The sequence below is a fragment of the Leptotrichia sp. OH3620_COT-345 genome (genome assembly GCF_003932895.1).
Lineage (GTDB): Bacteria > Fusobacteriota > Fusobacteriia > Fusobacteriales > Leptotrichiaceae > Pseudoleptotrichia.
Map to the genome: position 1 here is coordinate 260,142 of NZ_RQYW01000001.1, position 26,238 is coordinate 286,379.

Annotated in this window: 24 protein-coding genes and 1 pseudogene; 3 read left to right on the forward strand and 22 right to left on the reverse strand. The window is 30.6% G+C overall.

What is annotated here, in order from left to right:
* Positions 1-140 precede the first annotated feature (140 nt).
* The 6 genes from EII29_RS01130 to EII29_RS01155 all read right to left on the reverse strand — a co-directional run bounded on the left by EII29_RS01130 (position 141) and on the right by EII29_RS01155 (position 6,701).
* Positions 141-1,529, reverse strand: coding sequence for a short-chain fatty acid transporter (locus EII29_RS01130; RefSeq protein ID WP_125235700.1), 1,389 nt, complete (start codon positions 1,527-1,529; stop codon positions 141-143).
* Positions 1,530-1,726: 197 nt separating this feature from the next.
* Positions 1,727-2,497 (reverse strand): 3-hydroxybutyrate dehydrogenase, encoded by a 771-nt coding sequence (locus tag EII29_RS01135; protein WP_125235701.1) that lies wholly within the window; start codon positions 2,495-2,497, stop codon positions 1,727-1,729.
* Positions 2,498-2,550: 53 nt separating this feature from the next.
* Positions 2,551-3,939: a GntP family permease gene (locus EII29_RS01140; RefSeq protein ID WP_125235702.1), complete on the reverse strand. Its 1,389-nt coding sequence runs from the start codon at positions 3,937-3,939 to the stop codon at positions 2,551-2,553.
* Between the two features lie 138 nt (positions 3,940-4,077).
* Positions 4,078-4,710: a 3-oxoacid CoA-transferase subunit B gene (locus tag EII29_RS01145; protein WP_305021989.1), complete on the reverse strand. Its 633-nt coding sequence runs from the start codon at positions 4,708-4,710 to the stop codon at positions 4,078-4,080.
* A gap of 2 nt (positions 4,711-4,712) precedes the next feature.
* Positions 4,713-5,369: a CoA transferase subunit A gene (locus tag EII29_RS01150; RefSeq protein ID WP_125235704.1), complete on the reverse strand. Its 657-nt coding sequence runs from the start codon at positions 5,367-5,369 to the stop codon at positions 4,713-4,715.
* A gap of 150 nt (positions 5,370-5,519) precedes the next feature.
* On the reverse strand, positions 5,520-6,701 hold the full coding sequence (locus EII29_RS01155; RefSeq protein ID WP_125235705.1) for an acetyl-CoA C-acetyltransferase: 1,182 nt from the start codon (positions 6,699-6,701) through the stop codon (positions 5,520-5,522).
* A 357-nt stretch (positions 6,702-7,058) separates the two neighbouring features.
* Between EII29_RS01155 and EII29_RS01160 the strand changes: the two genes are divergently transcribed.
* A complete protein-coding gene (locus EII29_RS01160) occupies positions 7,059-8,177 on the forward strand; it encodes a TetR/AcrR family transcriptional regulator (protein WP_125235706.1) in 1,119 nt (372 codons plus the stop codon).
* Between the two features lie 81 nt (positions 8,178-8,258).
* On the forward strand, positions 8,259-8,651 hold the full coding sequence (locus tag EII29_RS01165; RefSeq protein ID WP_125235707.1) for a thioesterase family protein: 393 nt from the start codon (positions 8,259-8,261) through the stop codon (positions 8,649-8,651).
* A gap of 318 nt (positions 8,652-8,969) precedes the next feature.
* Here the strand turns inward: EII29_RS01165 and EII29_RS01170 are convergent, their stop codons facing one another.
* The 12 genes from EII29_RS01170 to EII29_RS01225 form a co-directional block, all read right to left on the reverse strand.
* The gene (locus tag EII29_RS01170) at positions 8,970-9,389 is read right to left on the reverse strand and encodes a hypothetical protein (RefSeq protein ID WP_125235708.1); all 420 of its coding nucleotides are present in this window, start codon (positions 9,387-9,389) and stop codon (positions 8,970-8,972) included.
* A 2-nt stretch (positions 9,390-9,391) separates the two neighbouring features.
* On the reverse strand, positions 9,392-10,315 hold the full coding sequence (rsmH, locus tag EII29_RS01175; protein ID WP_125235709.1) for a 16S rRNA (cytosine(1402)-N(4))-methyltransferase RsmH: 924 nt from the start codon (positions 10,313-10,315) through the stop codon (positions 9,392-9,394).
* Between the two features lie 49 nt (positions 10,316-10,364).
* The gene (mraZ, locus tag EII29_RS01180; RefSeq protein WP_125235710.1) at positions 10,365-10,790 is read right to left on the reverse strand and encodes a division/cell wall cluster transcriptional repressor MraZ; all 426 of its coding nucleotides are present in this window, start codon (positions 10,788-10,790) and stop codon (positions 10,365-10,367) included.
* 419 nt (positions 10,791-11,209) lie between these two features.
* Positions 11,210-11,770, reverse strand: a complete 561-nt coding sequence (locus tag EII29_RS01185; RefSeq protein WP_125235711.1) for a DJ-1 family glyoxalase III — start codon at positions 11,768-11,770, stop codon at positions 11,210-11,212.
* A gap of 220 nt (positions 11,771-11,990) precedes the next feature.
* The gene (gene ptsP, locus EII29_RS01190; protein ID WP_125235712.1) at positions 11,991-13,700 is read right to left on the reverse strand and encodes a phosphoenolpyruvate--protein phosphotransferase; all 1,710 of its coding nucleotides are present in this window, start codon (positions 13,698-13,700) and stop codon (positions 11,991-11,993) included.
* Positions 13,701-13,762: 62 nt separating this feature from the next.
* Positions 13,763-14,980, reverse strand: coding sequence for an FprA family A-type flavoprotein (locus EII29_RS01195; protein WP_125235713.1), 1,218 nt, complete (start codon positions 14,978-14,980; stop codon positions 13,763-13,765).
* Between the two features lie 12 nt (positions 14,981-14,992).
* Positions 14,993-15,760: an ankyrin repeat domain-containing protein gene (locus tag EII29_RS01200; RefSeq protein ID WP_233573212.1), complete on the reverse strand. Its 768-nt coding sequence runs from the start codon at positions 15,758-15,760 to the stop codon at positions 14,993-14,995.
* Positions 15,761-15,831: 71 nt separating this feature from the next.
* Positions 15,832-16,281 (reverse strand): thioredoxin-dependent thiol peroxidase, encoded by a 450-nt coding sequence (gene bcp, locus EII29_RS01205; RefSeq protein ID WP_125235714.1) that lies wholly within the window; start codon positions 16,279-16,281, stop codon positions 15,832-15,834.
* A gap of 12 nt (positions 16,282-16,293) precedes the next feature.
* Positions 16,294-18,552 carry an ATP-dependent zinc metalloprotease FtsH gene (gene ftsH, locus EII29_RS01210; RefSeq protein ID WP_125235715.1) on the reverse strand — a complete coding sequence of 753 codons (2,259 nt, stop codon included), beginning with the start codon at positions 18,550-18,552 and terminating at the stop codon, positions 16,294-16,296.
* Positions 18,542-19,918 carry a tRNA lysidine(34) synthetase TilS gene (tilS, locus tag EII29_RS01215; protein ID WP_125235716.1) on the reverse strand — a complete coding sequence of 459 codons (1,377 nt, stop codon included), beginning with the start codon at positions 19,916-19,918 and terminating at the stop codon, positions 18,542-18,544. Before tilS ends, ftsH begins: the two co-directional genes overlap by 11 nt.
* Positions 19,919-19,934: 16 nt before the next feature.
* A complete protein-coding gene (gene mltG / locus EII29_RS01220; RefSeq protein WP_125235717.1) occupies positions 19,935-20,885 on the reverse strand; it encodes an endolytic transglycosylase MltG in 951 nt (316 codons plus the stop codon).
* A 44-nt stretch (positions 20,886-20,929) separates the two neighbouring features.
* On the reverse strand, positions 20,930-21,784 hold the full coding sequence (locus tag EII29_RS01225; protein ID WP_148096392.1) for a hypothetical protein: 855 nt from the start codon (positions 21,782-21,784) through the stop codon (positions 20,930-20,932).
* Between the two features lie 109 nt (positions 21,785-21,893).
* Here EII29_RS01225 and EII29_RS01230 point away from each other — a divergent pair, with 109 nt between their 5' ends.
* On the forward strand, positions 21,894-23,030 hold the full coding sequence (locus EII29_RS01230; RefSeq protein ID WP_125235719.1) for a CapA family protein: 1,137 nt from the start codon (positions 21,894-21,896) through the stop codon (positions 23,028-23,030).
* A 241-nt stretch (positions 23,031-23,271) separates the two neighbouring features.
* Here EII29_RS01230 and EII29_RS01235 read toward each other — a convergent pair whose 3' ends face one another.
* The 4 genes and pseudogenes from EII29_RS01235 to EII29_RS12640 form a co-directional block, all read right to left on the reverse strand.
* The gene (locus tag EII29_RS01235) at positions 23,272-23,544 is read right to left on the reverse strand and encodes a hypothetical protein (RefSeq protein ID WP_125235720.1); all 273 of its coding nucleotides are present in this window, start codon (positions 23,542-23,544) and stop codon (positions 23,272-23,274) included.
* A gap of 132 nt (positions 23,545-23,676) precedes the next feature.
* Positions 23,677-23,898: pseudogene (locus tag EII29_RS01240) on the reverse strand (EndoU domain-containing protein); the annotation flags it as partial.
* Between the two features lie 175 nt (positions 23,899-24,073).
* Entirely contained in the window at positions 24,074-24,466 is a 393-nt protein-coding gene (locus EII29_RS01245) for a hypothetical protein (protein WP_233573215.1), read from the reverse strand.
* A gap of 70 nt (positions 24,467-24,536) precedes the next feature.
* Entirely contained in the window at positions 24,537-26,105 is a 1,569-nt protein-coding gene (locus EII29_RS12640) for an EndoU domain-containing protein (RefSeq protein WP_199725999.1), read from the reverse strand.
* Positions 26,106-26,238: the final 133 nt, after the last annotated feature.

Genomic DNA, 26,238 nt, shown 5'->3' on the forward strand with positions numbered 1-26,238 from the left:
GGAAATATTTGTCAAACTTTTTTAAAAAAACATAAAAAATCCTAAAAATACTGAAATTATAAAAATTTCAGTATTTTTTATTTTATTAATTTATTTTAAAATTTTATTATTTTCAAAGTTTAAATTTAAATTTCCACATATTATACAGGGAAAAACAATAATGCAATAGCAAATAAAAACCCTGAAGAAAGCATTAATGCTGCTGAATATCCCATTATATCTTTAGCTTTAAGTCCAGTCACACCCAATACGGCCAACGCCCAGAAAGGTTGTGCCATATTTGTCCATGAATTTCCATATGCTACTGCCAATGAAGCTTTTAATACACTTCCATTGATAATTTTTGCCGATTCAATTGTTATAGGTCCCTGTACCGCCCATTGACCTCCTCCTGAAGGTGTGAAAAAATTTAATACGGAGGCTATTATAAATGTCCAGAAATAAAATGTAAACGGTGTACTTATTTTTGCTATAGCTTCTGCAATAAGTGCTCCCAAACCTGAATAACTTATTATACCCATAATTCCTGCATATAGAGGAAACTGAAAAATTATTCCTGCTGCACTGGATGTTGATTTTGAAAAAGAATTTACGAATTTTGATATTGTTCCATGTAAAAGTAGCCCTCCAAATAAAAATAAAGTGTTAATTATATTCAAATCCAGATTAATTCCCTTTAAATAAAAATAACGTACAACATAAGACATTCCAAATAAACCGATTATCATACATACAACTTTACTGTTATTTAAAAATTCTCCGAATGTTTTATTTTCCGTTTTTTCTTCTTCAGAAACTTTACTATCAGCGGCTTCTAAAGCTTCCAAAGCATATTCCGGTATTTCCTGAACTCCTTCATCTTTGGGATGTAAAAAATATGCTATTAACGGAACAACCACTACGAAAGATATTGTCAGAAAAATATTCATCGGATTAAACATAAATACACTCATCGGAATAATTCCTATTTCCTTTTCAAGGAAATGTCCCGGTGTTGCAATAGTTAATCCAACTGAACTTGAAAGTCCGACACACCATGTCATGTATCCTATATACGAACATGCCGATAGTAGACGATACTCAACTTCAACTCCTCTTTTTTTTAATGAATATGTCGTATTCCGTGCCAAAAGTGCTCCCATGACTGCACTTAATCCAAACTGAAGAAAAGAAATAAGTATTGTTATTAATGTAATTACAAATGCTGCCTGTCTTCCATTTTTAGGGATCGAAGCAATTTTGTTTATTATTGATTTTATTATAGGAGTATCCGCCACTACTCCTCCCACTATGACTACTAATGACATCTGCATCGCAAAAGACAGCAGTGTCCAAAATCCTTTGTACCAATTATCAAGACTTTGTATCGGAGATACTTTTGTCACAACAATAGAAATTATAAATGCTGTAATTGTAAGCATAACTGCAAAAATAGACGGATCCGGCATATATTTTTCAGATACTCTTGTAAATGATTCTCCTATTTTTACCAGCCAACTAGAATTAGATTTTACTTTTGCCTTGTTCATATACTTTAGTTATGTATAATAATTTCATATTATTATACTTCTCCTTTCTTTTGTAGTAAATTGAAAACTGTTCCAAATGAGAAAATATTATTTTTATTTCACTTTATAATTTATATAAATATTGAACTATAAAACTTTATTTTATCCTAAACAGTTTCTTTTTTCAGAATATTATTATAATTTTATTTTTTAAAATATTACTGTACTGTATATCCTCCATCGAGAATACATGCCTGACCTGTTATGCCTTTAGCTTCTTCACTTGCTAAAAATAATGAATAATCCGCTATTTCTTTTACATCCAGTAAACGTTTCTGGGGTATTAAAGGATAAAGAACCTGATTTAATACTTCTTCTACAGGGATATTGCGTGTTTTTGCCAAATCTTCAAATTGTCCTCTGACAAGGGGAGTATCAACATATCCCGGACAGATGGCATTAACTGTAATTCCTGAGTTTGCCGCTTCCAGAGCTGTAACTTTTGTAAGTCCTATTACACCATGTTTTGCAGAATTATATGCTGATTTTCCTGCAAATCCTATTACTCCATTTATGGAAGCTATATTCAATATACGCCCGAAGCCCTGTTTTTTCATAATTGGAAAAACTTTTTTTGTAGCAATGAAAGGTGCTGTGAGCATAACTTTTATTAAAAATTCAAATTTTTCCGTAGGAAAGTCTTCTATCATGGAAACATGCTGTAATCCGGCATTATTAATCAACACATCCACTCTTCCATATTTTTCGACACATTTATCAATGGCTGAATTAATTTCTTCTTCTCTTGTCACATCACATTTCACTCCGATACAGTCGTATCCTTTCTGGGTATTTCTATCAACCACTTCATTTAATTTATCCCCATTAAGATCAGAAAAAACTACATTATATCCTTTTTCAAGAAATGCTTCTCCTATTGACTTTCCTATACCGCTGGCAGCCCCTGTTATAAAAAGAACTTTTTTCATTGTTACCTCCTAAATAAAATTTATCAATTTATTCTAGCATATATAAAACAAAGTTATATAATTCCAAAACTTGCCAATATTATTACGGTAATAACCGCTATAGACGGTATTATTACTGTACACATACCTATATCGGTATATGATTCTTTGTGAGTAAGTCCTGTAACTCCAAGTAATGTGATGACCGCTCCGTTATGAGGAAGAGAATCAAGACCACCACAGGCTATAACAGCTATTCTATGAAGAACTTGAGGATTTATTCCTCTTGCCAGAGCTTCTTTCAGATATACTTCTCCTAGAGCTCCTAAAGCAATACTCAGACCTCCTGAAGCAGAGCCTGTTATGCCTGCAAGAGATGAAACGGAAACTGCCTCTGCCACTAAAGGATTTGATGAAAGTCCAAGTAATGCTCCTTTTATAATCCCAAAAGCTGCAAGCCCTGCAATAACATTCCCATATCCTACTTCCGAAGCTGTATTCATTATAGCAAGAAATGATCCGTTAACCCCTTTAGTCAAAGTTTCCATCGGATTTTCCATTTTTCTATAATTTAATGCAAAAGCAAGAATTATGGAAACAATAAGAGATGTTATCAAACTCCATTTCCCAATAACTTTTTCAGGAGTAGTTTCATACACTTCCAAATAATTCAAATTCATACCGGGAAAAATAAATTTTGAAAAAATAAATCCCAATCCCAGAACTACTACAATGGGTAATATAGAAGCTCCGAAACTCGGAAGAGAATTTATATCGGATTTTATAATTCCCTCATTTTTATGATTTCCATACCCTTCCCCCTTTGCCATAGCTTTAACTGCTCTGAACTGTAACCAGAAAATTCCGCTGAAAAACATAATTACCGTTGCTATAAGCCCTATAACAGGGGCAGCATAAACATCCGTCCCGAAATACTGCATCGGAATGGCATTCTGTATTTGTGGTGTTCCCGGCAGAGCTGTCATGGTAAAAGTAAAAGAACCAAGAGCAATAGCACCCGGTATAAATCTTTTAGGTATACTGAGTTCTCTAAATAATTCAGCTGCTATAGGATAAACTGCAAAAGCTACCACAAAAAGTGAAACTCCTCCATACGTAAGAATTGCACACGCTATAACAATTGCAGTTATGGCTCTTCTTTTACCCAGACTTTTGCATATTACATTTGCTATTGCCTTTGCGGCGCCGCTGTCATCCATGACTTTTCCAAAAATAGCCCCTAAAAGGAAAATAGGAAAATAGTTCATAACATATCCGCCTAAACTCTTCATAAAAATTTCAGTATAAGTAGCCAACAGATGTACTTGTCCTGTACCTATTCCTCCCATGAGTGCAGCAAAACATGCCAACACAGGAGCAAGAATCAATACAGAAATTCCTTTATAGGCAAGATGCATTAACAATATTAAAGATAAAATTATTCCTATTACACCAATTACCATAATTACCTCCTAATATTTTCATAATCAAAAGAGAGCTGCCGCTTTCTATTTAATTATCCTTCTTTCATAATAGGTATGTAAATTAATCAGTATAATGTTAATGTAAATATCTTTCTGTAATTTTATAATATCTTATTATTAAGGAATCAGTTTCCCTTCTGTTGCTTCCTGTACTTCTTCAAATGTAAATACATTATTAAGCTCTACTACTTTAAATCCGTCTTTTACAGGCTTGAACACTCCCATTTCGGTAATAATAAGATCTACCTGTTCTTTAGCTGTCAACGGTAATGTACATTTTTTCAACAATTTATGTTTTCCTTTATTTGTATGCTGCATAGCTACCACAACTTGACGTGCTCCTACTACGAGATCCATTGCTCCTCCCATTCCTGGAACCATTTTTCCCGGTATAAGGTAACTGGCAATATTTCCTTCCTGATCTACTTCAAGAGCTCCCAACACTGTCAAGTCGACATGTCCTCCACGGATTATTCCAAAAGATGTGGCACTGTCAAAAAATGCTCCTCCGGATATAATTGACACAGGCTTTCCTCCTGCATTTACTATAAGATTTCCTTCCGCTTCAGCTGATGAACCGAGACCTATAAATCCGTTTTCTGACTGAAACGTAATATTCATTCCTTCAGGAACATGATTTGCCACTAAAGTCGGTAACCCTATTCCTAAATTTACCAGTGCACCGTCTGTTAATTCTTTTGATACACGTTTTGCTATATACGTCTGAATTTCTTCTTTACTTAATTCAATCATTATCTATTTCCTCCTTTAACAATATAATTTACAAAATTATGCGGAGTATTGACATCATTAGGATCCAATTCTCCCACAGGAACTATGTTTCTTGCTTCTACAATTGTCACTTTAGCGTTCATTGCCATAAGATTATTAAAATTATTCTCTGAACCTTTATAACGTAAATTTCCGTTTTCATCTACCGTATCTGCAAAAATCAAAGCTATATCTGCATAAAGAGGTAATTCCAACAAATACTCCTGACCGTTTATCACTTTTTTCTCTTTTCCTTTTTCAACTAATGTCCCTATTCCTGTAGGAGTGTAAAATCCTCCCAATCCGAAAGCACCGGTTCTTATTCTTTCAGCCAGTGTTCCTTGAGGTACTAAATCTATTTCAGTTTCTTTCTCATTCATTTGACGCCCGGCTTCAGGATTTAAACCTATATGTGAAGCTATTATTTTTTTAAACTGTTTTTTTGCAACCATTTTCCCTACTCCTCTGTCCGGAAATCCTGCATCATTACAGATTAAAGTCAAATTTTTCAATCCTGCTTCCGCTAAAACATCTATTATCCCTTCAGGTGAGCCATTTGCCATAAATCCTCCGACCATTACAGTCGAACCATCCGGAATCAATGAGGCTACTTGTTCCATTTTAATAATTTTTTTCATTTTTCCTCCTAGAATTTTATAGTTTTAATTTTTTAATTATATAGCATTTTATAAATTTCGTTTAAGATTAGATTGACTATTTAATAAATTAATATTGCATTATGTTCCATTAAATTCTTATTTTCAATTCTGTTTTTATTTTAACTTTGCCTACATTTTAACAATAACACTTGCTCCCTGACCGCTTCCTATACATAATGTAGCCAACCCATATTTTGATTTACGCTTTTTCATTTCATGTATTAACGTAACAAGTATACGTGCTCCTGAAGCTCCGATAGGATGCCCTAAAGCTATAGCTCCTCCATTTACATTTGTCTTTTCGGGGTCAAATTTTAACTCTTGAGCCACACTTAAAGCCTGTGCTGCAAAAGCTTCATTTGCTTCTATAAGATCCATATCATTAATGGTCAAATTTGCCTTTTCCAAAGCTTTTTTAGATGCAGGTATCGGACCTGTTCCCATTATTGAAGGGTCTACCCCTCCATTTGCATAGCTTACTATTGTAGCTAAAATAGGAATTCCCAATTTTTCAGCTTTTTCTTTTGTCATTAACAATACTCCCGCTGCTCCATCATTAATTCCTGACGAATTCCCTGCTGTAACGCTTCCATCCTTTTTAAATGCCGGTTTCAATTTTGACAAACTTTCTGCTGTTGTATTATCACGCGGATATTCATCAGTATCAAATATTACAGCTTCTCCTTTTCTCTGGGGAATTTCAATTGGAATAATTTCGTCCTTGAATTTACCTTCTTTTATTGCTTTCATAGCTTTCTGCTGACTATAAGCTGCGAACTTATCCTGTTCTTCACGACTTATTTTATATTTATCTCCAATGTTTTCCGCCGTGATCCCCATATGATAGTTTTCAAAAGGATCTGTAAGTCCATCACTCAACATTGTATCCAGTACTTCTGTATGTCCCATTCTAGAACCCCAACGGTGTTTAGATATGACATAAGCGGCTTGACTCATATTCTCGGTTCCTCCGGCTAAAATTACTTCGGCTTCTCCCGCTCTTATTTTATTTACTCCGAGCTGAACCGCTTCCAGTCCTGAACCGCATACCATATTTACCGTCATTGCAGTTGTTGTATAAGGAAGACCGGCATTTAATGAAATCTGTCTTGCTATATTTTGACCGAGTCCCGCTCCCAATACATTTCCGAATATAACTTCTTCTATTATTTCAGGCTTAACAGCAGTTTCTTTCAAAATCCCATTAACAACATATTCACCTAACTTTACAGCTGAAATATCTTTCAATGTCCCTCCGTAAGTTCCAATAGGAGTTCTTAACGCTGAAACCACAACTACTTCTTTACACATTTAAAATCACCTTTTCCTTTCAAAAAAATATTATTTATATTTTAAAATTTATAAAAAACTCTTTTTTAAGAATTTAACTCTCATTTTATGTGTATAATTTATTAAAAAAATTTTTTATTTTTTATTATCAAGTTAAAAAATTATCTTTTAACACTTACCAAATATAGAATAATATTATCTAATTTTTTATTTGAAAAAAAATTAAACAAAATGAATTTACTCTCAATTATTTATAACACATTTTTTTTAAAAGTCAAATTTTTTTTAAAAATTTATACAAAATTATCTAAAAATATTTATTTATAGCCTAATTTATGGTACAATTATTTTAAATAGAAATTTAGAAAGGCTATTGTTATGCTAAACACAAGAGAAAAAATTATCAATTCGTCTATAGAGCTTTTTTCATCTAAACCCTTTGAAAATGTCTCCATATTTGAAATATGTAAAAATGCCAATGTTTCTAATGGAATTATATATAAATATTTTAGAAATAAAGAAGAAATCTACAAATTTCTTTTGTCAGAAATAATATTGAGAATAAATTCACATCTTAGCAAAATAGAAGGAGAAAATATTGAAGAAAGATTAAAAGACTTTGTCAGAAAAAACCTTGAACTTACTAAAAAAGAATTCAAGCTTATAAAAATATATCGTCATGGTCAATACAAATTTCTTGAATATGAAAAAATGATACAGAAGGTCTATAATAAATCACTTGAAAGTGTTTATAGAAGAAAACTTAAAGCGATTGAAAAATTTTATATTTTATCAATAATAAGACATATCAATATATATTACACGACAAAAGATATTGACCCTGATTTGGATTTTTTAATTAAGTCATTAATGTACGGTTTTTTATATAAATCCAAAAAAGTAAATCTGGAACTTGATAAAAGGATATTTTATCTCCGTGTTCCCGTTAATTCCTCAAATATAAAATATAAAATATTAAGTGCAGGTACTGAAATATTAACAAGCCGGGAATATAGTTCTGTAAAAATTACCGATATTACAAAAAAAGCCGGAATTTCAGCCGGAGCATTCTATATTTATTTTAAAAATAAAGAAAGCTTTTTAGATTCGGTTATTTTAAATATACGGAAGCAGGTAATGTTTTTCCTGAAGGATAATTTTAATCCTAATTATACTGCTTTGGATAATCATATCCTATTTTTATATCTGCTTTTTGAATATTATAAAGATTCGTATTTTAAATATAAACTGATAAGAGAAATGGAACTTATTAATAACAAAATATATGAAATGTTCATAGATAAAGATATTGAATTTTATCTTGAAACTCTGGATGATATAAAACATAATTTAAAAGATAAAGAATTGATAGCAGTTATGCTTCTCGGTATATCTCATTACATGGGAATAGAGTTTTTTTATACGAAACAGTTTAAAAACAGAAACACTTTTTTGGACGAAATAAGATTTTTTATACAGAATGGTGTTGAAAAGTAAAAATTATTTTATTTTTATATTTTATTGACTTATTTTGAAATTTAATATAAAATTGTTAAAAATTGAAATAAGGAGATTTTTATGCTAGAAGTAGGAATGAAATTTGAAATGATTAAAACTGTCACTGAAAACGACACTGCAAATAAAATTGCTTCAGGAGCGATTAATGTTTTTGCCACTCCCGTTATGATTGCATGGATGGAAGAAGCTTCTTCAAACCTGGCACAAAAAGAATTGGAATCAGGACTTTCAACTGTAGGAACTGAAGTGAATATTAAACATCTGAAGGCCACTTTAGTCGGAACCGAAATGAAAATAACCGCTGAATTAAAAGAAATTGACAGAAAGAAATTAATTTTTGAGGTTAAAGTTTATGAAAAAAAAGAAAATATTTTAGTGGGAGAAGGAAGTCACACAAGATTTATCATTGATTCCGAAAAATTTTATGAAAAAATTAAAAACTATCAGAAATAAAAAAATATGAGGGTAATTTTTACCCTCATATTTTAATTATTTATCAAAATACGGATTTATTTTTTACGAGTGCTTATCACTCTCCTGTAATTTTGCTGTCAATTACAACTCTTTAAACTTCAAAATGTCTATTATATTTAAAATAATAAACTCATTTCACTCAAACAGTTTTTTAAACTTTTTTTCATATTTTTTATTGAAATAATTGAATATGAAAAGTTTTTTTATATTTCAATTTTTTCCAATATTAAAAAATTTTCTAAAAACGTAAAAAGTCAAATGATTTTTAACTCAATTTTTTAAAAATTGAAATTTACACTAATTATTTATTTTCACATATTTTATATCATCATTTGGAATAAAACCAAGCTGTTTTGATTTTTCTTCCACTTTTTTTAGATCAAAATTTGATATATAGGTATTTTCGAGTGTTTCCACTTCTTTCTTAAGCTCATTCAACTTATTTTCTATATTTGTCTTTTCAATCCCTAAATTTGAAACATTATATGTCATCCACATTTTTATCATCATTGTCGATACAAGGAGAAATATGTAAAACATTGTCAAACTTACTACTGCTATATTAACACCTCTGACTTTTATTGCTGTTTTTCTTTTTATTTTTTTTTGAACTCTTCGTGGAACGGTAATTATTACTTCATTTTGAAAGTTGTCATATTTTTTTATTGTATGTGAAATACTTGGAAATTCTATCATCTGTAGTTTTTTTTTGTTCATGTTTAACTCCTTTCAAATATTCTAAGTTTTGCCGAATGAGCTCTATTATTGAACTGTAATTCTTCTTTTCCGGCAATAATAGCTTTTTTTGTAATGACCTTTCCTAAACTCTTTTTCTTACATATGCAGATTGGTATTTCAGGGGGACATATGCAAGGATTTTCATATTTCCTGAATTTTTCTTTTACTATCCTGTCTTCAAGAGAATGAAAAGTTATGACAAGAAGCTTCCCACCTTTATTTAGAAGATTTACCGCTTTATCAAGTGTTTCTTCCAACACTTCAAGCTCTCTATTTACATATATTCTTATTGCTTGAAATGCTCTTTTAGATGGATGCTTTTTCATACTTTTTCCAATAGATTTTATTATTATATTTGATAATTCCAATGTCGTTTCTATTTTTTTATTTTTCCTGTATTCCACTATATTTTTTGCTATTTTTCTTGATTTTGGTTCTTCACCGTATTTATATATAATATCAGTTATTTCTTTTTCACTGAAAGTATTTACTATGTCATAGGCACTTATAGATAATTCTTTATTCATTCTCATATCAAGCTTGGCTTCATATTTATAAGAAAAACCTCTTTCCTTATTGTCCAGCTGATTTGAAGATACTCCTATATCCATAAGTATTCTGTCTACTTTACTATATCCTGCAAAATAAACTACTGAATCAATATTTTTAAAATTATCCTGAAAAATTTTCAATTTATCTCCGTATTTTTCCAGCTTTCTTTTTGTAAAATCAATCGCTTCAATATCCTGGTCTATTCCTATTACTTTAGAATCGTCAGAGGACTTTTCCAAAATTCCTTCGCTGTGTCCTCCACCACCCAAAGTGCAGTCCACATAAATTGCCTTTTTATCAGATATTATATTTTCAATAACTTCATTAAATAATACCGGCTTGTGATACTCCACTTTGAACTCCTTTCCTGTTATAACTTCCTCAAGCTAACCTTTTTTAAATTTAGAAATCCATTCCGTCAACTATATCTTCAATAATTCCGCTTTTCTGCTCCATATAACTGTTCCATCTTTCTTCTGACCATATTTCTATATGATCGTCACTTCCCATTACTGTAGCATTTTTTTCAATTTCTGCATGACCTATTAAAGATGACGGCAAATTCAATCTCCCCTGACTATCTAAAGTTAATTTTGTGGCTGCTGATAATATAAAACGCTGATAGGCTCTATGGTTACTATTAGTAGTTTTCAGCTGCTTAAGTCTCTGAACACGGTTTTCCCATTCTTCCATGGGAAATAAATCTATACAATTGTCCAATCCTCTGGTAATAACAAATTCACTTTCTCCAAGCTGTTCCCTAAATTTTACGGGTAGCATCAGCCTACCTTTGTTATCTACCTTACAGGAAAACTCTCCCATAAACATAGCAGCCACCTTTTCCTTAAATAACTTCCTAATTTTTTAATTTAAAATAACAATTTTTTCTAATTAACTTCTTCCTAATTTTACCTAATTTCATAACCTTTTTTCTTAACTTTTCCTAATTTTATATGTTGCTTCTTTAAGTTTTATAGTATCAGTATTATCTTTTCTAAATATTTTATAAGTGTTTTAAATAATCCACTTTTTACCACTTTTTACCACTTTTTACCACACATATAATATAACCTTATTTTTTTATATTTTCAATTATTTTTTCCTTTGACAATTTTATACTACACATGTTATTTATTTTTTCTGTATGATATGGAAAAGCAAATAAAAAAAAACACAATATCTTGTGTTTTTTTGAATTATATATTTTTTTAATTTTTAATGTTATTTTTTATTTATTTTTTATATAATTATTTGTATACAATCTGTTTTGCTATTTTTTGAGATTTTTCTTTTCCTTCCAGTTCTCTTATTATTTCAAGAGCAAAATCAATCGCTGTTCCGGCTCCCCTACTTGTAATTATATTCCCGTCCGTTACTACATTTTCTTTTGTCAGAACAGCTCCTTTTTCTACTATTTCTTCCTCACATGACGGAAAACATATCGCTTTTTTCCCTTTCAATATTCCCAATCTTGATAGAATTGTCGGTGCTGCACAAATTGCAGCCACTTTTTTTCTTTCAGAAAATTCTTTTACTTTTTCAAGTAGTTTTTTTGATTTCATATAATTATCTGTTCCCGGTCCTCCAGGTAAAACTAACATTTTGTATTCTTCAAAGTCTACATCGTCTATTATTTTATCAGCAAGAACAGTTATTTTTCTTGAACTTATTACATGTTTGTCCTGAGTGATTGAAACTGTATCCACTTCTATTCCGGCTCTTCTAAGTAAATCAACAGGAGCCATTGCTTCAAGTTCTTCAAAGCCTTCTACAAAAAATAGCAATACTTTTATATTTTTATTATCCATATTTTTACCTCTTTCAGATTTGTTATTGTAAAATTTCCTATTTTATACTTAAAAGTTGCTTGAAATTTCATTATTTTATTTAACATTCTATCTAATATTTTATTTTGTTTTAAATCCGTCTTATCATATAAAATATAGTCATTAAAATTAAATATCCGCTGTCTTTTATAATTATTAAATATAAAATAATGAGAGCATATAAAATACGCCCTCTGCTTTTTTATGGTAATAGTTGCTCCAGAACTTCTTCAGGAGTATTTTGTTGTAAAATTAAATCTCTATATTTTTGTGCTTCAACATAACTGCTGTTTCTTATAATTTTTTTAACTTGTAAAGTTGAAGATGCACTCATACTGAATGAATCAAGTCCCATACCGAGGAGCAGTTTAGTTGCTTTTTTATCTCCTGCAAACTCTCCACACATACTTATATTTATATTTGCATCATGAGCTGCATCAATAACTTTCTGAATTGCTTCCAATACTGCCGGATTAAATGAATTATACAAAGAAGATACCATTTCATTTCCTCTGTCTACTGCAAGGAAATATTGTGTCAAATCATTTGTACCGATTGAAAAGAAATCCACTTCTTTAGCAAATTTATATGCAATTATAGCTGTTGAAGGTGTTTCAACCATTATTCCCACTTTTATGTTTCTGTCATATATTTTTCCGATTTCATCAAGTTCTTTTTTACATTCTTCCAAAATGGCATTTGCTTTTCTGATTTCATTTATAGAACTTATCATAGGGTACATTATTTTTATCTGTCCATATTGAGATGCTCTTAATATTGCTCTTAGCTGTGTCTTGAACATATCCTTATTTTCCAATGAAATTCTTATCGCCCTATATCCTAAAAATGGATTCAGTTCCTTAGGTAAATCCAAGTAAGGAAGTTCTTTGTCCCCTCCTATATCCATAGTTCTTATAGTTACAGGCTTTCCTTTCATTTTTTCTGCAACTATTCTATATGCCTGATACTGTTCTTCTTCTGTAGGAAAATGGTCAGAATTCATAAACAGAAATTCCGTTCTGTAAAGTCCTATTCCTGTTGCTCCCGACTCCAACACTGCATCAACATCGTTAGGACTTCCTATATTCCCCCAAATATCGATTTTTCTTCCGTCTAAAGTCACGGCATCTTCATTTATAAGCTTTTTCAACTCTTCTTTTTCTTTCTTTATGTTTTCTCTTTTTACTTCATATTCCGTTATTACTTCAGTAGGCGGATTTAAAAACAGTTCTCCTGTTTCTCCATCCATTATTACATCTTGCCCTTCTTTTGCTTCCCCGAGAATTCCTTTTACCCCTACTACGGCAGGCAACTCAAGAGATCTTGCCATTATTGCCGAATGGGCTGTCTTTCCTCCTACTTCAGTGATAAATCCTACACAGTTTTCTAAATCAAGTTGAGCAGTATCTGACGGTGTCAAATCACTTGTAACAACTATAGTATTCGGTCCCAGATTACTCAAATCATTTATTTTCAATCCTAAAAGATTTTTAAGCCATCTTTTTCCAATGTCTTTCAAATCAGCTGCTCTTTCTCTCAAGTATGGATCATCCAACTGTGAAATCATTTCGCAGTATTCTTCTATCCCCTCATTTAATGCCTTAGCTGCAGACATTCCTTCAGCTTTGATTTTTTCTTGAACTTCCATAATCAGATCTTCATCTTCAAGAAGCATTATATGTCCGTCAAAAATCGCAGCTTTGTCTTCTCCCATTTTTTCTTTTACCTTTTCCCTGATAGCAATTAACTGAGTCTTTGATTTTTTCAGTCCTTCTTCCAATTTGGTAAGTTCCGATTCAATTGTAGAGTCAGCAGGTTTTTCTTCAGGTATTACCGGCTCCTCCTCAATAAATAGTAATACTTTTCCTATCGAAACTCCTTCTGAAGCTCCGATTCCTGTTAATCTTTTCATATTGTTCTCCTTATATATAATTTTTTTAGTTACTGATAAATTTTATGATTCAATTAAAATATTTAACTAACTGTTAAGGATTCAACAATGTCCCCTGTAAGCGTATCTATAATTTCTTCCTGTTCAGGTTTTAAAGTAGATTTTATGTCAAGAGGTTCTCCGACTATTTCAATTTTTTTGAACTCATTTGCAAACTTATTTTTCAATGCTGTCAATGCCCCTGTTGCCCATGTATGATTCCCAAGTAATGAAACTTTTCTGTTTTGAAAATTGAGAGAAGCCAATTCATGCAGGAAAGAATCCATGACGAGATACAATCCTGTGTTATATGTCGGCGCTGCCAATAGTAAGTTACTATATTTCCATGTTTCTGCTATTATGTAAGAAGGATGTGTTTTTGAAACATCAAATACCCTTATATCCTTTATTCCTCTCTGGGCCAGTTTATTTGCGATACAGTTCACTATATTTTCAGTATTTCCATACATTGAAGCATATACTATTACTACTCCGCTCTTTTCAGGAGTATATGTACTCCATTTGTTATATAAATCAAATAAGTGCTTTATATCCTCTTCAGTTCTCCAAATAGGACCATGTAACGGTACAACCATTCTTATTTCAAGTGCATTTAATTTTTTTATTACATTTTGAACTTGAAGCCCATATTTCCCAACTATATTTGTATAATATCTTCTTGACTCTGAAGAATAATATTCATCAAAATCTACTTCATCTTTAAATATATTTCCGTTTAATGTTCCAAATGTTCCGAACGCGTCTGCAGAAAACAGTATTTTTTTCGTTTCTTCATAAGTCATTGTCACCTCAGGCCAATGAACCATAGGCGCTCCTATGATTTTTAACTTATTTTCCCCTAAATCTATAACATCTCCTTCTTTTACTTCATAATAATTTTCCGGAGCAAATTTATTATAAAACTGTTCAAAAAAAGCAAAAGTTTTTTTATTTCCCACTATTTTCAATTTTGGGTATAATGCCAATAAATCTTCTATATTTCCACAATGATCAGGCTCCATATGATTGATTATTAAGTAATCCAATTCCCTATCTTTCAGAAGATATTTTATATTTTCCAAATATTGTGCTCTTATCGATGCATCCACAGTATCAATAATTGCAGTTTTTTCGTCAAGTATAATACTTGAATTATATGAAACTCCTTTCGGTAAAGGAAAAAGATTTTCAAATCTTTCCAGCCTTCTGTCATTACCTCCTATCCAATAAATGTTTTCCGATATTTCCTGAACGCAATGCATTTTCACTACCTCCTAATTTTCTCTCCTAATTTCTTTTATTTTATCTCTTAAAAGCTTTACTATTTCTCCTTTTCCAAATTCAGTGGCCATATCCATGGCAGTTCCTCCGTTATTATCTTTTATTAAAGGATTGGCTCCATATAATAATAATAATTTCACTATCCTTGTATTCGACTTTAACGTAGCATCTTCCAACGGTGTCCATCCGTCAGTTCCACTTTTTTCATTCACTAAATCCGGAGCAGTTTTCAATAGTATTTCCACAGCTTCTTCATTTTCATAATAACAGGCAGTATGTAATGTCAGTTTTCCGAAAACAGGATGTTTCTCTCTTACATCCGCACCGTTTTCAATTAAAAACTTCAATATTTCATTATTTCCCGATTCTATTGCAACAATAATCGGTGTATAGCCGTATCTGTCTTTGGAATTGACATCTATAAGTACATCTTCAGCTTCTGTCTGAGCTACAATTTCCATTTCCAGCTCTGCACCGTATACTCCCTTGTTATTTCTATCATTCACTAATTTAAGTTTCTGTTTCTGTTTTTTTTCTCTATTTTCCTTTGTATTCAGATATGCTTTGACATATTTATTGTTATGATCTTTAATAGCCGAAAAAAACAGTTTTAATTTGACATCTATTATTTTTTCAAGTCTGGCTTTTTTCACGAAATCCACTGTTTTTAATTCTCCTGTATTTTTTTGTACAGAAAAAATATTTACACATGCTGACATCCACATAAAAAAAATGCCATAAACTAATGTATTTTTTATCATATTACACTCCTTAGTCTATAGCATATTATACCACAAATATTTCACTATGTCATTAGTATACAGGCAAAATTTTAATCCATTTTATTAATTTCTTTTAAAATTTCATCTATATGTCCCTGAACTTTTACTTTTCTCCATTCCTTCACAATATTACCATCAGTATCTATAAGAAATGTTGAACGTTCTATTCCAAAATATTTTTTCCCGAAATTTATTTTTTCTTTCCAGACTTGATATTTCTCACAAACATCTGAATTTTCATCACTTAAAAGAAGAAACGGTAATTTATATTTTTTCTTAAAATTTTCATGTTTTTTTAGACTGTCTTTGCTTATTCCCAAAACTTCGACTCCTTTAGCTTCAAGTCTTGCAAAATTATCTCTGAATGAACATGCTTCTTGAGTACAACCAGGAGTACTGTCTTTAGGATAAAAATAAATTACTACTATTTTTCCCCTATAATTATTTAAACTAATCATTTCACCATTATCTGCTGGAAGTGTAAATTCCTCCGCTTTCATGATTAAATCCTCCTATTTCATAAAGTCAGGAATATCTATCTTTTTTTCCTCTTTCGGTATGTCAATATTTTCTTCTGACCTTTTATTTTCAACGCTATTTTCATTTTCTGTACTTTCAATATTTTTTTCAATAAAAGTTTCACTTTCCTCAATTATAACCTCGGGAGTTTTTATTTCCTTATTTTTAGACTCATGTTCGGTACCTATCTCAGAATTTTCATTACTTTCATCAAAATTATCTAAAGAAGACATTTCTACTTCATTTTCAGATTTTTGTACTGTACTTTCTTCAATAACTCGCTCTTCTGTATTTTCATGCTTTTCTTCTTTTCTATCATTTTCATGACTCAAAATTTCTTCTACAGTTATTCCTGATATAATTTTTCTCACTTCTTCACCTGTAATTGTTTCTTTTTTCAGAAGAAGCTCGGCAACACCGTCAAGTTTTTTCCTATTTTCTCTAAGTGTATCCAATGTTTTATTATATTCTTCATTAAGTATTTTTCTTATTTCCAAATCAATTTCTCTTACTGTCTCATTACTTTTATTTGACACAAGACTGAATTCCTCATCAGAATTTTCAAGATTTACAGGACCTAATATTTTACTCATCCCTACTCTTTCCACATACATTCTTGCAAGCCTTGTTGCATGTTTTATATCTGAATAAGCTCCTGTACTTATATCGTCCAATACAAGCTCTTCTGCCGCTCTTCCTCCAAACGCAACTTTTATTTTGGCAAGTATTTCTTTACTTGCAATAACCAGTTTCTCTTCAGGAAGAGGCATCATAAATCCTCCAGCATCTCCTCTCGGTATTATAGTTACTTTATGCACAGGATCGGCTCCTTCAGTCACTTCACTCATTATTGCATGACCTGCTTCATGATATGCAAGAAGCTTTTTTTCTTCAGGTTTGATTATTTTACCTTTTTGACCTAATCCCATCCCTATTTTATCTACTGCTTCATCTAAATCTTCCATAGTAATGGTATCTGATGATTTTCTTGCAGCTAATATGGCAGCCTCATTTAAAAGGTTGGCAAGATCGGCTCCTACAAACCCCGGAGTTATCTTAGCTATATCTTCCAGTTTTACATCATCTGAAAGTTTTTTATTTTTCGCATGCACTTTTAATATAGCAATTCTTCCCTGTAAATCAGGAGCATCTACATTTATTCTTCTATCAAATCTTCCAGCTCTCAATAATGCAGGATCAAGTATATCTTCCCTATTTGTAGCTGCTATTACTATTACTTTTGTATCGGTTTCAAATCCGTCCATTTCTACAAGAAGCTGGTTCAATGTTTGTTCTCTTTCATCATTACTTCCACTATTTTTCCCAGTACTTCTTCTTCTTCCAATAGCATCTATTTCATCTATAAATATTATTGAAGGTGTACTCGACTTTGCCTTTTCAAATAAATCTCTTACTCTTGAAGCACCCACTCCAACAAACATCTCTACAAATTCCGAACCTGAAATTGTATAAAATGAAGCCCCCGATTCTCCTGCTACAGCTTTCGCAAGAAGTGTTTTTCCGGTCCCCGGTCTTCCCAGTAACAATACTCCTTTCGGAACTCTTGCCCCGGCTTTAGTATATTTTTCAGGATTTTTCAGAAAATCAACTACTTCTTTCAATTCTTCTTTTGCTCCGTCAACTCCTGCAACATCATCAAATTTCACATCAGGTTTTTTATCCAGTTTATCCGCTCTCGATTTTCCGAAACCGAATATATTTCCGGGTCCTCCTCCTTGTGACCCTCCCATAATTTTTCTACTGAAAAATATTACTATTCCTATCATCAGAATCATAGGTAAAATCTGAATCAAAAACACGAGAAAAACTCCTGATGATGACGGTTCCGCTACTTTCAAACTTACTTTTTTATTTTCCATTGCCTGTACTATAGTAGGATCATCACCTATTCTTTCAGTTATTTTTCTTGTGACATATGCTACTTCCTTTTTGTTTTCTTTCAAAACAGCAATTAACTTATCATCTTTTTCAGTTATTTCCTTAAATGTTCCGTTTTTTATTTTTGTTATGAATTCACTATAAGGAATTTCTTTTTTTTGCTGAAAATAACTTTGAACATTTCCATTCCAGAAGAATAGAAATCCCATTGTTATTAATATAATTAAAGTAAAAAATGCAGGAGAACCTCCAAATGGTGATTTATCTCCATTTGACCCTCCTCTTTTCCGCTTATTGTCATTTCTCAATTCTTCCAATCTTTTTCTTATATCATCTTTATTTTTATCGTCCATTCTTCCTCCCAATTATTAGTATCTTTTCTTGGATTTCCAATTTATTTATTTCTTCTTCTCTTATTTTTTTTACCTTTTGAGAAAATTTAATGTCTCCTACTGCAATTATTTCTTTCATTTCAAAACTTTCAGTTTCCTGTATATACTCGATAATAGGAATTTCTTCTCTTTTCCACTTGGAAATTTTTTGATCTATTAAAATTTTTTTAACTTTCTTATGACCTAAATTATTTAATAAAACCATATCTCCTGATTTTCTGCTTCGAATAACCAGTTTTTCTATATTTTCATGTCCTGAATTTTTAAATTTCAAAAATACGTAATCTGTATTTCCAGTTTTACTGAATTTTTTTGTAAATTCTTTCAAGCTATTATATAAATGTACTTCGTAATTGTACCACTCTATACTTTGATTTATCTTTATAATTTTCGTATTTCCATATTCAGCTGTATTTTCCGGTTTTTCATATTTATCAATAATTTTTATATTTCCGTATTCTTTTCTCAAAAACTTGTTCTTCCCTAAATTAAACTCTTTTGAACCTTTTGGATTAATTATACCGTTCGTATTAAATATATTTTTATACAGCTGATCAATTTTCCTTCTGTTGATTTCAATATTATTCTCCTGCAAATATTTTACAATCATATTTTTTGACTCTTTTTCATCTTCTTTTTTATTTATTTCAGAAATCAGCTCATTTATTTTTGATTGAAATTCAGGATTTATTTTATAAAATTTTGGAAAAACCTCATTTCTTATATAATTTCTCGTATATCCATTTTCTTTATTTGTATAATCTGTCAAGTATTTTTCTCCGTTTAACTTTAAACAATCCAATATTTCCTTTTTTTCAAAAGATAAAATAGGTCTTATTATATTTCCTCTTTTTTTAGGAATCCCTTTCAAACCTTTTATTGATGTTCCTCTTAAAAGCCTGAATATAAAAGTTTCCACATTATCATCAAGATTATGCCCTGTCGCAATTTTGTCGTACTTTATTTCATTAAGTGTTTCTTCCAGGACTTTATATCTTAATTCTCTTGCTGCAAGCTCTATTGATTTTTTATTTTCTAAAGCATATTTTGTTACATCTATACTTTTTATATATAAATCAACATTATTTTCTGAAGAAAACTTCTTTACAAATTCCAAGTCACTATTGACATCATATCTTAAATTATGATTTACATAAAGTATAGAAAGTTTAAGAGAAAAACTCTCTTTAAAAAAAGATAATGTTCTGTACAAAAAAACCGAATCAGGTCCTCCTGAAAAAGCTATCAGTATTTTATCATCTTCCCTTATTAAATTGCTTTTTTCCAATTTGTTTATTTTTTCTTTTATTTCTCCGAAAACAAACATTTTTTCACCTATTTTCCTATTTTAACTGTCCTGTTTCTTTTCTTTTTTTAAGGTGTTCATCATGGGTTTTTGAATAATATGTTTTTCCTTTATAAGTAAAAAAGAAAAGGTTATCATTGACTTCAGCTTTTTCTACCGCTCTAAATGTCTCAATAGGAGGATTTCCTATAGGTGTTGGCGGCAGTCCTTTGACTTTATATGAGTTATAAGGAGTTTCCATTGCTTTTAATTCTCCTCTCAATGCCTGTCTTCCCAATTCATATTTTAGTGTAGCATCTGATTCAAGTTTCATATCAATTTCCAAACGTTTTATAAATACACCTGCTACCTTCGGTTTATCAGCTAAATCTGAAACTTCTGCTTCAACAATTGATGCAAGCTTCAACTGATCATAAAACTTCTTTTTGTCCGGATATTTTTCAGAAGGGAATTTTTTTAAGAATTCAGTCAATATTGTTACCATTACTTGTTTTGTAGTTGTTCCCTCAGGAAAAATATAAGTTTCAGGATAAAAATATCCTTCAAAATTATTATTTTCATGAGGATAAGGAAAATCAATTTCTTTTAATGCGTTGTCTATTTCTTCTTGACTTCCCAATCCCAAAGCATCTATTCTTTCATATACTTGCTTTTTTGTGAATCCTTCAGGTATCGTAAGCCTTATCCCGTTTGAATCTTTATTATGTATTTTTTTTATTACTTGATACCTTGAAAATTTGCCGTTAAATCTGTAAGTTCCTATTTTCAGATTTGAAGAACTTCCGGTCATTTTGAGATATATTTTGTCTATTATTCCATAATTTAATCCCATTTTTTTATATATTTGCTGAAAATTCGTACCTTTCGTTACATTTATATTTACATTTTTATATTCTTTTTTTATATAAAAAAAAGTGTATACAAATATTAAATTGACAATAACAAGTATACTTATAAATACATTGAATGCTATCAGTATTTTTTTCATATTTCTCCCAATCTTTCATTTTTTTATTATTTCACAAACTTTATTCAATCTATTTTAAAAAATTCTTCAATATTTTTATTTAAACGCTCTTCTATTATCCTTGCTCTTCTTTCCTGCTCTTTTTTTCTTATAGTTTCCATATCGTCCGGATTTTTGTTTTCTTTATTGTAAATTACTGTTTTTAAATTGCTGTTTTTATTAATTATTTCCTTAATTTTTTCTTTTTCCCCTATTGATAATTTCACATTTCCGTCCGGATTTCTGGAAAATACTCTCAAATTCCCGTCACTTTCAAATTTTATTATCATATATTTATATTCATTGTCAAAATATATTATCTCATTTTTATAACTTTTAAAAAGACCTTTCTCGGTATTTAAATAAACTTTTCCTTTTTTTTCGCTTATCCAACCTCTTTCCTTATTTTCAACCCATATGTTTTCTTGTGGAATATAATAAGTTTTTACTATCCTGTATCCATTTTCTTCCTGTTTAAAATCATACTTAATATTTTCATATTCAGCTTCCTGAATATTTGATGTTTTTACAAGATACCATTTACCATATGAAGCAGGTGTATAAAATCTTAAAACCGGATTCAATTTTTTATCCAATTTATTTATAGCTTTTTCAATTTTACTTTTTTTATTAGCTTTTACTTTTTTTTCATCAATTATCTGTTCCAGATAGATAATATCCTCCTCTTTAAAATTATCAGTTTCCGTCTTATTTTCATCAACTACTTTTACTTTTACAGTTTCATTTTCTTTTTTTATATAATTTTTTTTCAACTGAGACTGTTTTTTACCTACTACCTCTGAAAATACTGAAAATGAAAATAATATAAAAAAAATAAACATGTATGATTTATTTACTTTCAAGTTTTTCACCTTTTTCATTACAAATTTTTCATAATTATAGCATATATACACTTTTTTATAAAGTAAATTATTGCATTTTTAGAAGAAAACCGTTACAATATTTTATCAAATTATTTGGGAGGAGCTTATGAAAAAGAAAAATATAATTTTATTTTTTTATTTTTTTATTCTAATTTGGTCATGCGGAAAGTCCGACAATGTTTTTGAAAATAAAGATAAGAAAAATTCTGAAACAGAAAAAAGTAATAATCCTGAAAATAAAAATTCAAATAGATCTTTAAAAGAACAAATTACAATTATAGGGGTCGGAGATATTATGCTTGGCAGTAATTATCCCGACACCTCCTTATTGCCTAAAAATGATGCGGATATTTTGAAAAATACCGGACACATTTTAAAAGATGCGGATATTACAGTAGGAAATCTTGAAGGTACACTTTTTGACAAAGGAGGAAATCCTAAAAACTGTTCAAATCCAAGTGTATGTTATGTTTTCAGAACTCCGTCAAAATATGGAAAGTATTTAAAAAATGCAGGTTTTGATTATCTCAGTATTTCAAATAATCATAGTAATGATTTTGGTTCGGAAGGTCTCAGACAGACAATGGAAAATCTGGATAAACTGGATATAAAATACTCGGGAATAAAAGATAAGGCAGAAACTGCATTTTTAGAAAAAGATGGAATAAAATACGGCTTTGTTTCCTTCGCCCCCAATAGTAAAACAGTAAATATAAATGATTATGATTATGCTTCAAAGCTTATAAGATCTGTAAAGGAAAAATCAAACATTGTAATTGTAATGTTTCATGGAGGAGCAGAAGGAAATTCAAAGCAAAATATAACAAGACAAAATGAAATATTTTATGGAGAAAACAGAGGAAATGTATTTAAATTTGCAAGAATGGCCGTAGATAGAGGAGCAGACATAGTATTTGGACAAGGACCTCATGTTACACGTGCTATAGAATTGTATAAAAACAAATTTATTTCTTACAGTGCAGGAAATTTTGCTACATATGGAAAATTTAATTTAAGCGGTCCAAGCGGAATAGCACCTATTTTTAAAATTACTATAGACAGTAAGGGAAACTTTTTGACAGGAGAAATTATTTCAACCAAACAGTATAAAGGAGGATTAGGTCCCTTTATCGATAAAAATATGGAAGCTGTTAAGAAAGTCATTTATTTAAGTAAAATTGATTTCCCCGAGGGAAATGGTCTTGAAATTTCTTCAGAAGGGAAAATAAATAAAATTCAATAAAGTTTTAATTAGTGAGGGCTCATTGCCGCCCTCACTCTCCTGCTATCGGCTACAAAATTTTTTATCCCTCATAAATATTCATTATGCTTGGAAAACAGCAAACTCTCTTCGCTCAGACAGCTGTTTTCCTTTTCAGCATAATTTCATATTTCTTCGGAAAATTTTGAATGCCGAGGTTTTTACTTTTATTCTAAATTCTAAATACCCTTTCATTAAAGCAATTTGAATATTTAATAATATACTATAAATCATTTATTTTTATTTCTAAATAACTTTCTACTTCTTGAGGTAACATTAAAAATGTTTTCTTACCTAACAGTACTCTCTTATATTCTTCCAAACTACAACTCCAGTCTTGCCATTCTTCATCATCAAGTGTAGATTCAAATTCTACTCTGTCTTTATATATTAAAATATCAAATATATCCGTTCCTGTTTCAAAACACTCTATTTCTCCTTTTTCTACCCTCTCTATTCCTTCTAATTCATACTCTACATCACTTATATAATGCATTTCCCATACAGACCAAGTTAAATAACCTGAATAGTTTTCATCATATTTTTCCGGTTCTATTACTTGACAAAACGGTGAAGTCCATAAATCTCCGCTTTTTTTTCATTACATAATAAAATTTTACTTTCATATTTAATTCTCTCCTTCATATACAGGATAGGCTCTTGTTCCCTTATTGTTAAGATGGCCTTCTATTTTTATACCACTTGGTGAAATTCCGTTCCAACCAATACCTCTTTTTGTATCTTCAATTTCAAACTTACTACTATTCCAAGCTCCTTGTACTTCCCATTTTATTTTATCTACACTCCAATCATCTGGAAACATTGTTGTTTTTGCTCTTTCCTTCCGTGAAGGCTCATTGCCACCCTCACTCTCCTGCTATCGGCTACAAAATTTTTATCCCTCATAAATATAAAATTATGCTTGGAAAACAGCAAACTCTCTTCGCTCAAATAGCTGTTTTCCTTATCAGCATAATTTTATATTTATTCGGAAAATTTTGAATGCCGAAGTTTTAATTTTACCTTTATATATCATTTATTTCTACTTCAAGGTAACTGTTTATATCTCTTGGCATTTTTAGAAATTCTTTCCAACCAATTAATGCTTTCTTATATTCCTCAAATGTACATTGCCAATCTTTCCAATCATCATCATCTTCCCAAAAATATTCAAAATACACTTTATCTTTAGTTACCTTAAACCCAAATATTTCTATTGCACTTTCATAACTTTCTATTTCTTCATTTTCTATCTGTTCTATTATCCTTACATTTTCATTTATATCACTGTTATCTATTGTATTTATTGCATTCATTAAATATTGAGAATAATTTTTATGATATTTTTCCGCATTTACAATACTGCAATACCCTCCCCATAATTCCCCTCTTTTACTTATATGATAATAACATTTCATCTTCACTTTAACTCATCTCCTTTATAAAGAGGATAAGCTAAAACTTTATTGTTCACAAATCCTTCTATTTTTATTCCGCTTGGAGATGTTCCTTGCCAATTTTTTTTATTGGATTTATTATTTCAAAATCACTACTATTCCAAGCCCCTTGTACTTCCCATTTTATTTTATCTACACTCCAATCATCTGGAAACATTGTTGTTTTTGCTCTTTTTCCCTTCCATATGTCTTTTAGCGGATCATATATCTCCACTTTGGCTTGGTAAGCTCCATTTTTATCTGGAATTTTAAATATTCTTGTTACTCTTACATTTTCTCCTACTTTATGTCCTCCTGCTGTTCCTTTTCCATTTTTTGTTATCTCTCCCTCTATTATATGTTTAAAATCAAATTTTGCAACTTCAGTATTCTTCTGATACACATAATTAGGATTTTTTATTAAGTAATCAGACTTTATAATATCACCATAATTTTTTACCACTGCCTTCTGACTTATATAACTTAATAAACCATTTTCCGCCTTTATATTGTAATATCTATCAGGAGTTGTAAATGTAGGACTCTTGTACTCCGCTCTTCTTGCCCTCTCCTTAACAACATAATCCACTATACCGTTATTCTTATAGTAATTGTTATAAGTGTTAAGCTCTGCCGACATCACTCCCGTCATTGCATTTATATGATTATAGTCAGCTTCTGTTCCCCCATGATTTACTATATAATCCAGTATCGGGTTTCTTATCTTTATAGCATTTGATGTCAAACTGTCATTATGTTTTTGTACCCTTGTAAATTCTTCTATCGCTTTACCTTTTTTCAACCCACTGTCTGTCGATAAAGCATATCCTACATTCTGCAATCCTACATAGGTCTCATTTAAACCCATTCCTCCTACACCTAAACCCGAACCCATCATTTGAGCTCCTATAAAACATGCTCCTCCATAACAAAGCATGCCACCTAATGCTACCGATGTCCCTCCTATTTTTGCTCTCATTACTCCTGTACCTGTCTGTATCAAACCGTTCAGTAACATATCATTTTTTATATCTTTATTAGCTTGAGCATCTATCTTCCTTATTCCATAACCTGTTACAAATAACCCAGGTACATAAACTACCTGTCCGTTTAATACATCTTTTCTGAATTCTTCCAATGTTATTTTTACAAGCGGTAGTTCTCTATCCGATACTGCTCCTCTACTGTCTGCCTCTTCATTTATTATACGTTCATTTACAAGATAATACTTTCCTTCAGAAGTTATTACTTTCATTTTATAAGTAAATACATTACCGTTTTTCATTACATGTTCATAAAATGCTTTTTCTTCTGATGACATTACCTTATCTTTTTCATATAATTCATCTTCTTTTATCTTTTTTACGCCTTCTTTATATATCTTTTCTACTTCTTTATGACTTTTACCTTTTCTTTTAGCGGCTAAAGCTTTCTTTTCAACATTTTCATATTTTGATATTTTTCTTAAACTTTTTTCTGAAGCTATTTTACCCTGTTTTCCAATATTTACATTAAACTTATTCTCATATCTAAAGTCTACTCCTATTAAATCTTTAAACTGCATATCCTTATTACTATATCTGTTAAGTCTTGCTCTGTCTTCATCTGTTAGCTTTGACATTACAGGTCTACTATCTTACCGTCTTTTAAATACCTGTTTTCCTTTACTTCCCCTAAATGCTTTCCATATCTCCCTTCTACATATCTTGCTTCATACTCCGTATCTTTCCCAAGTATCTGATGTGTCAGCTCAT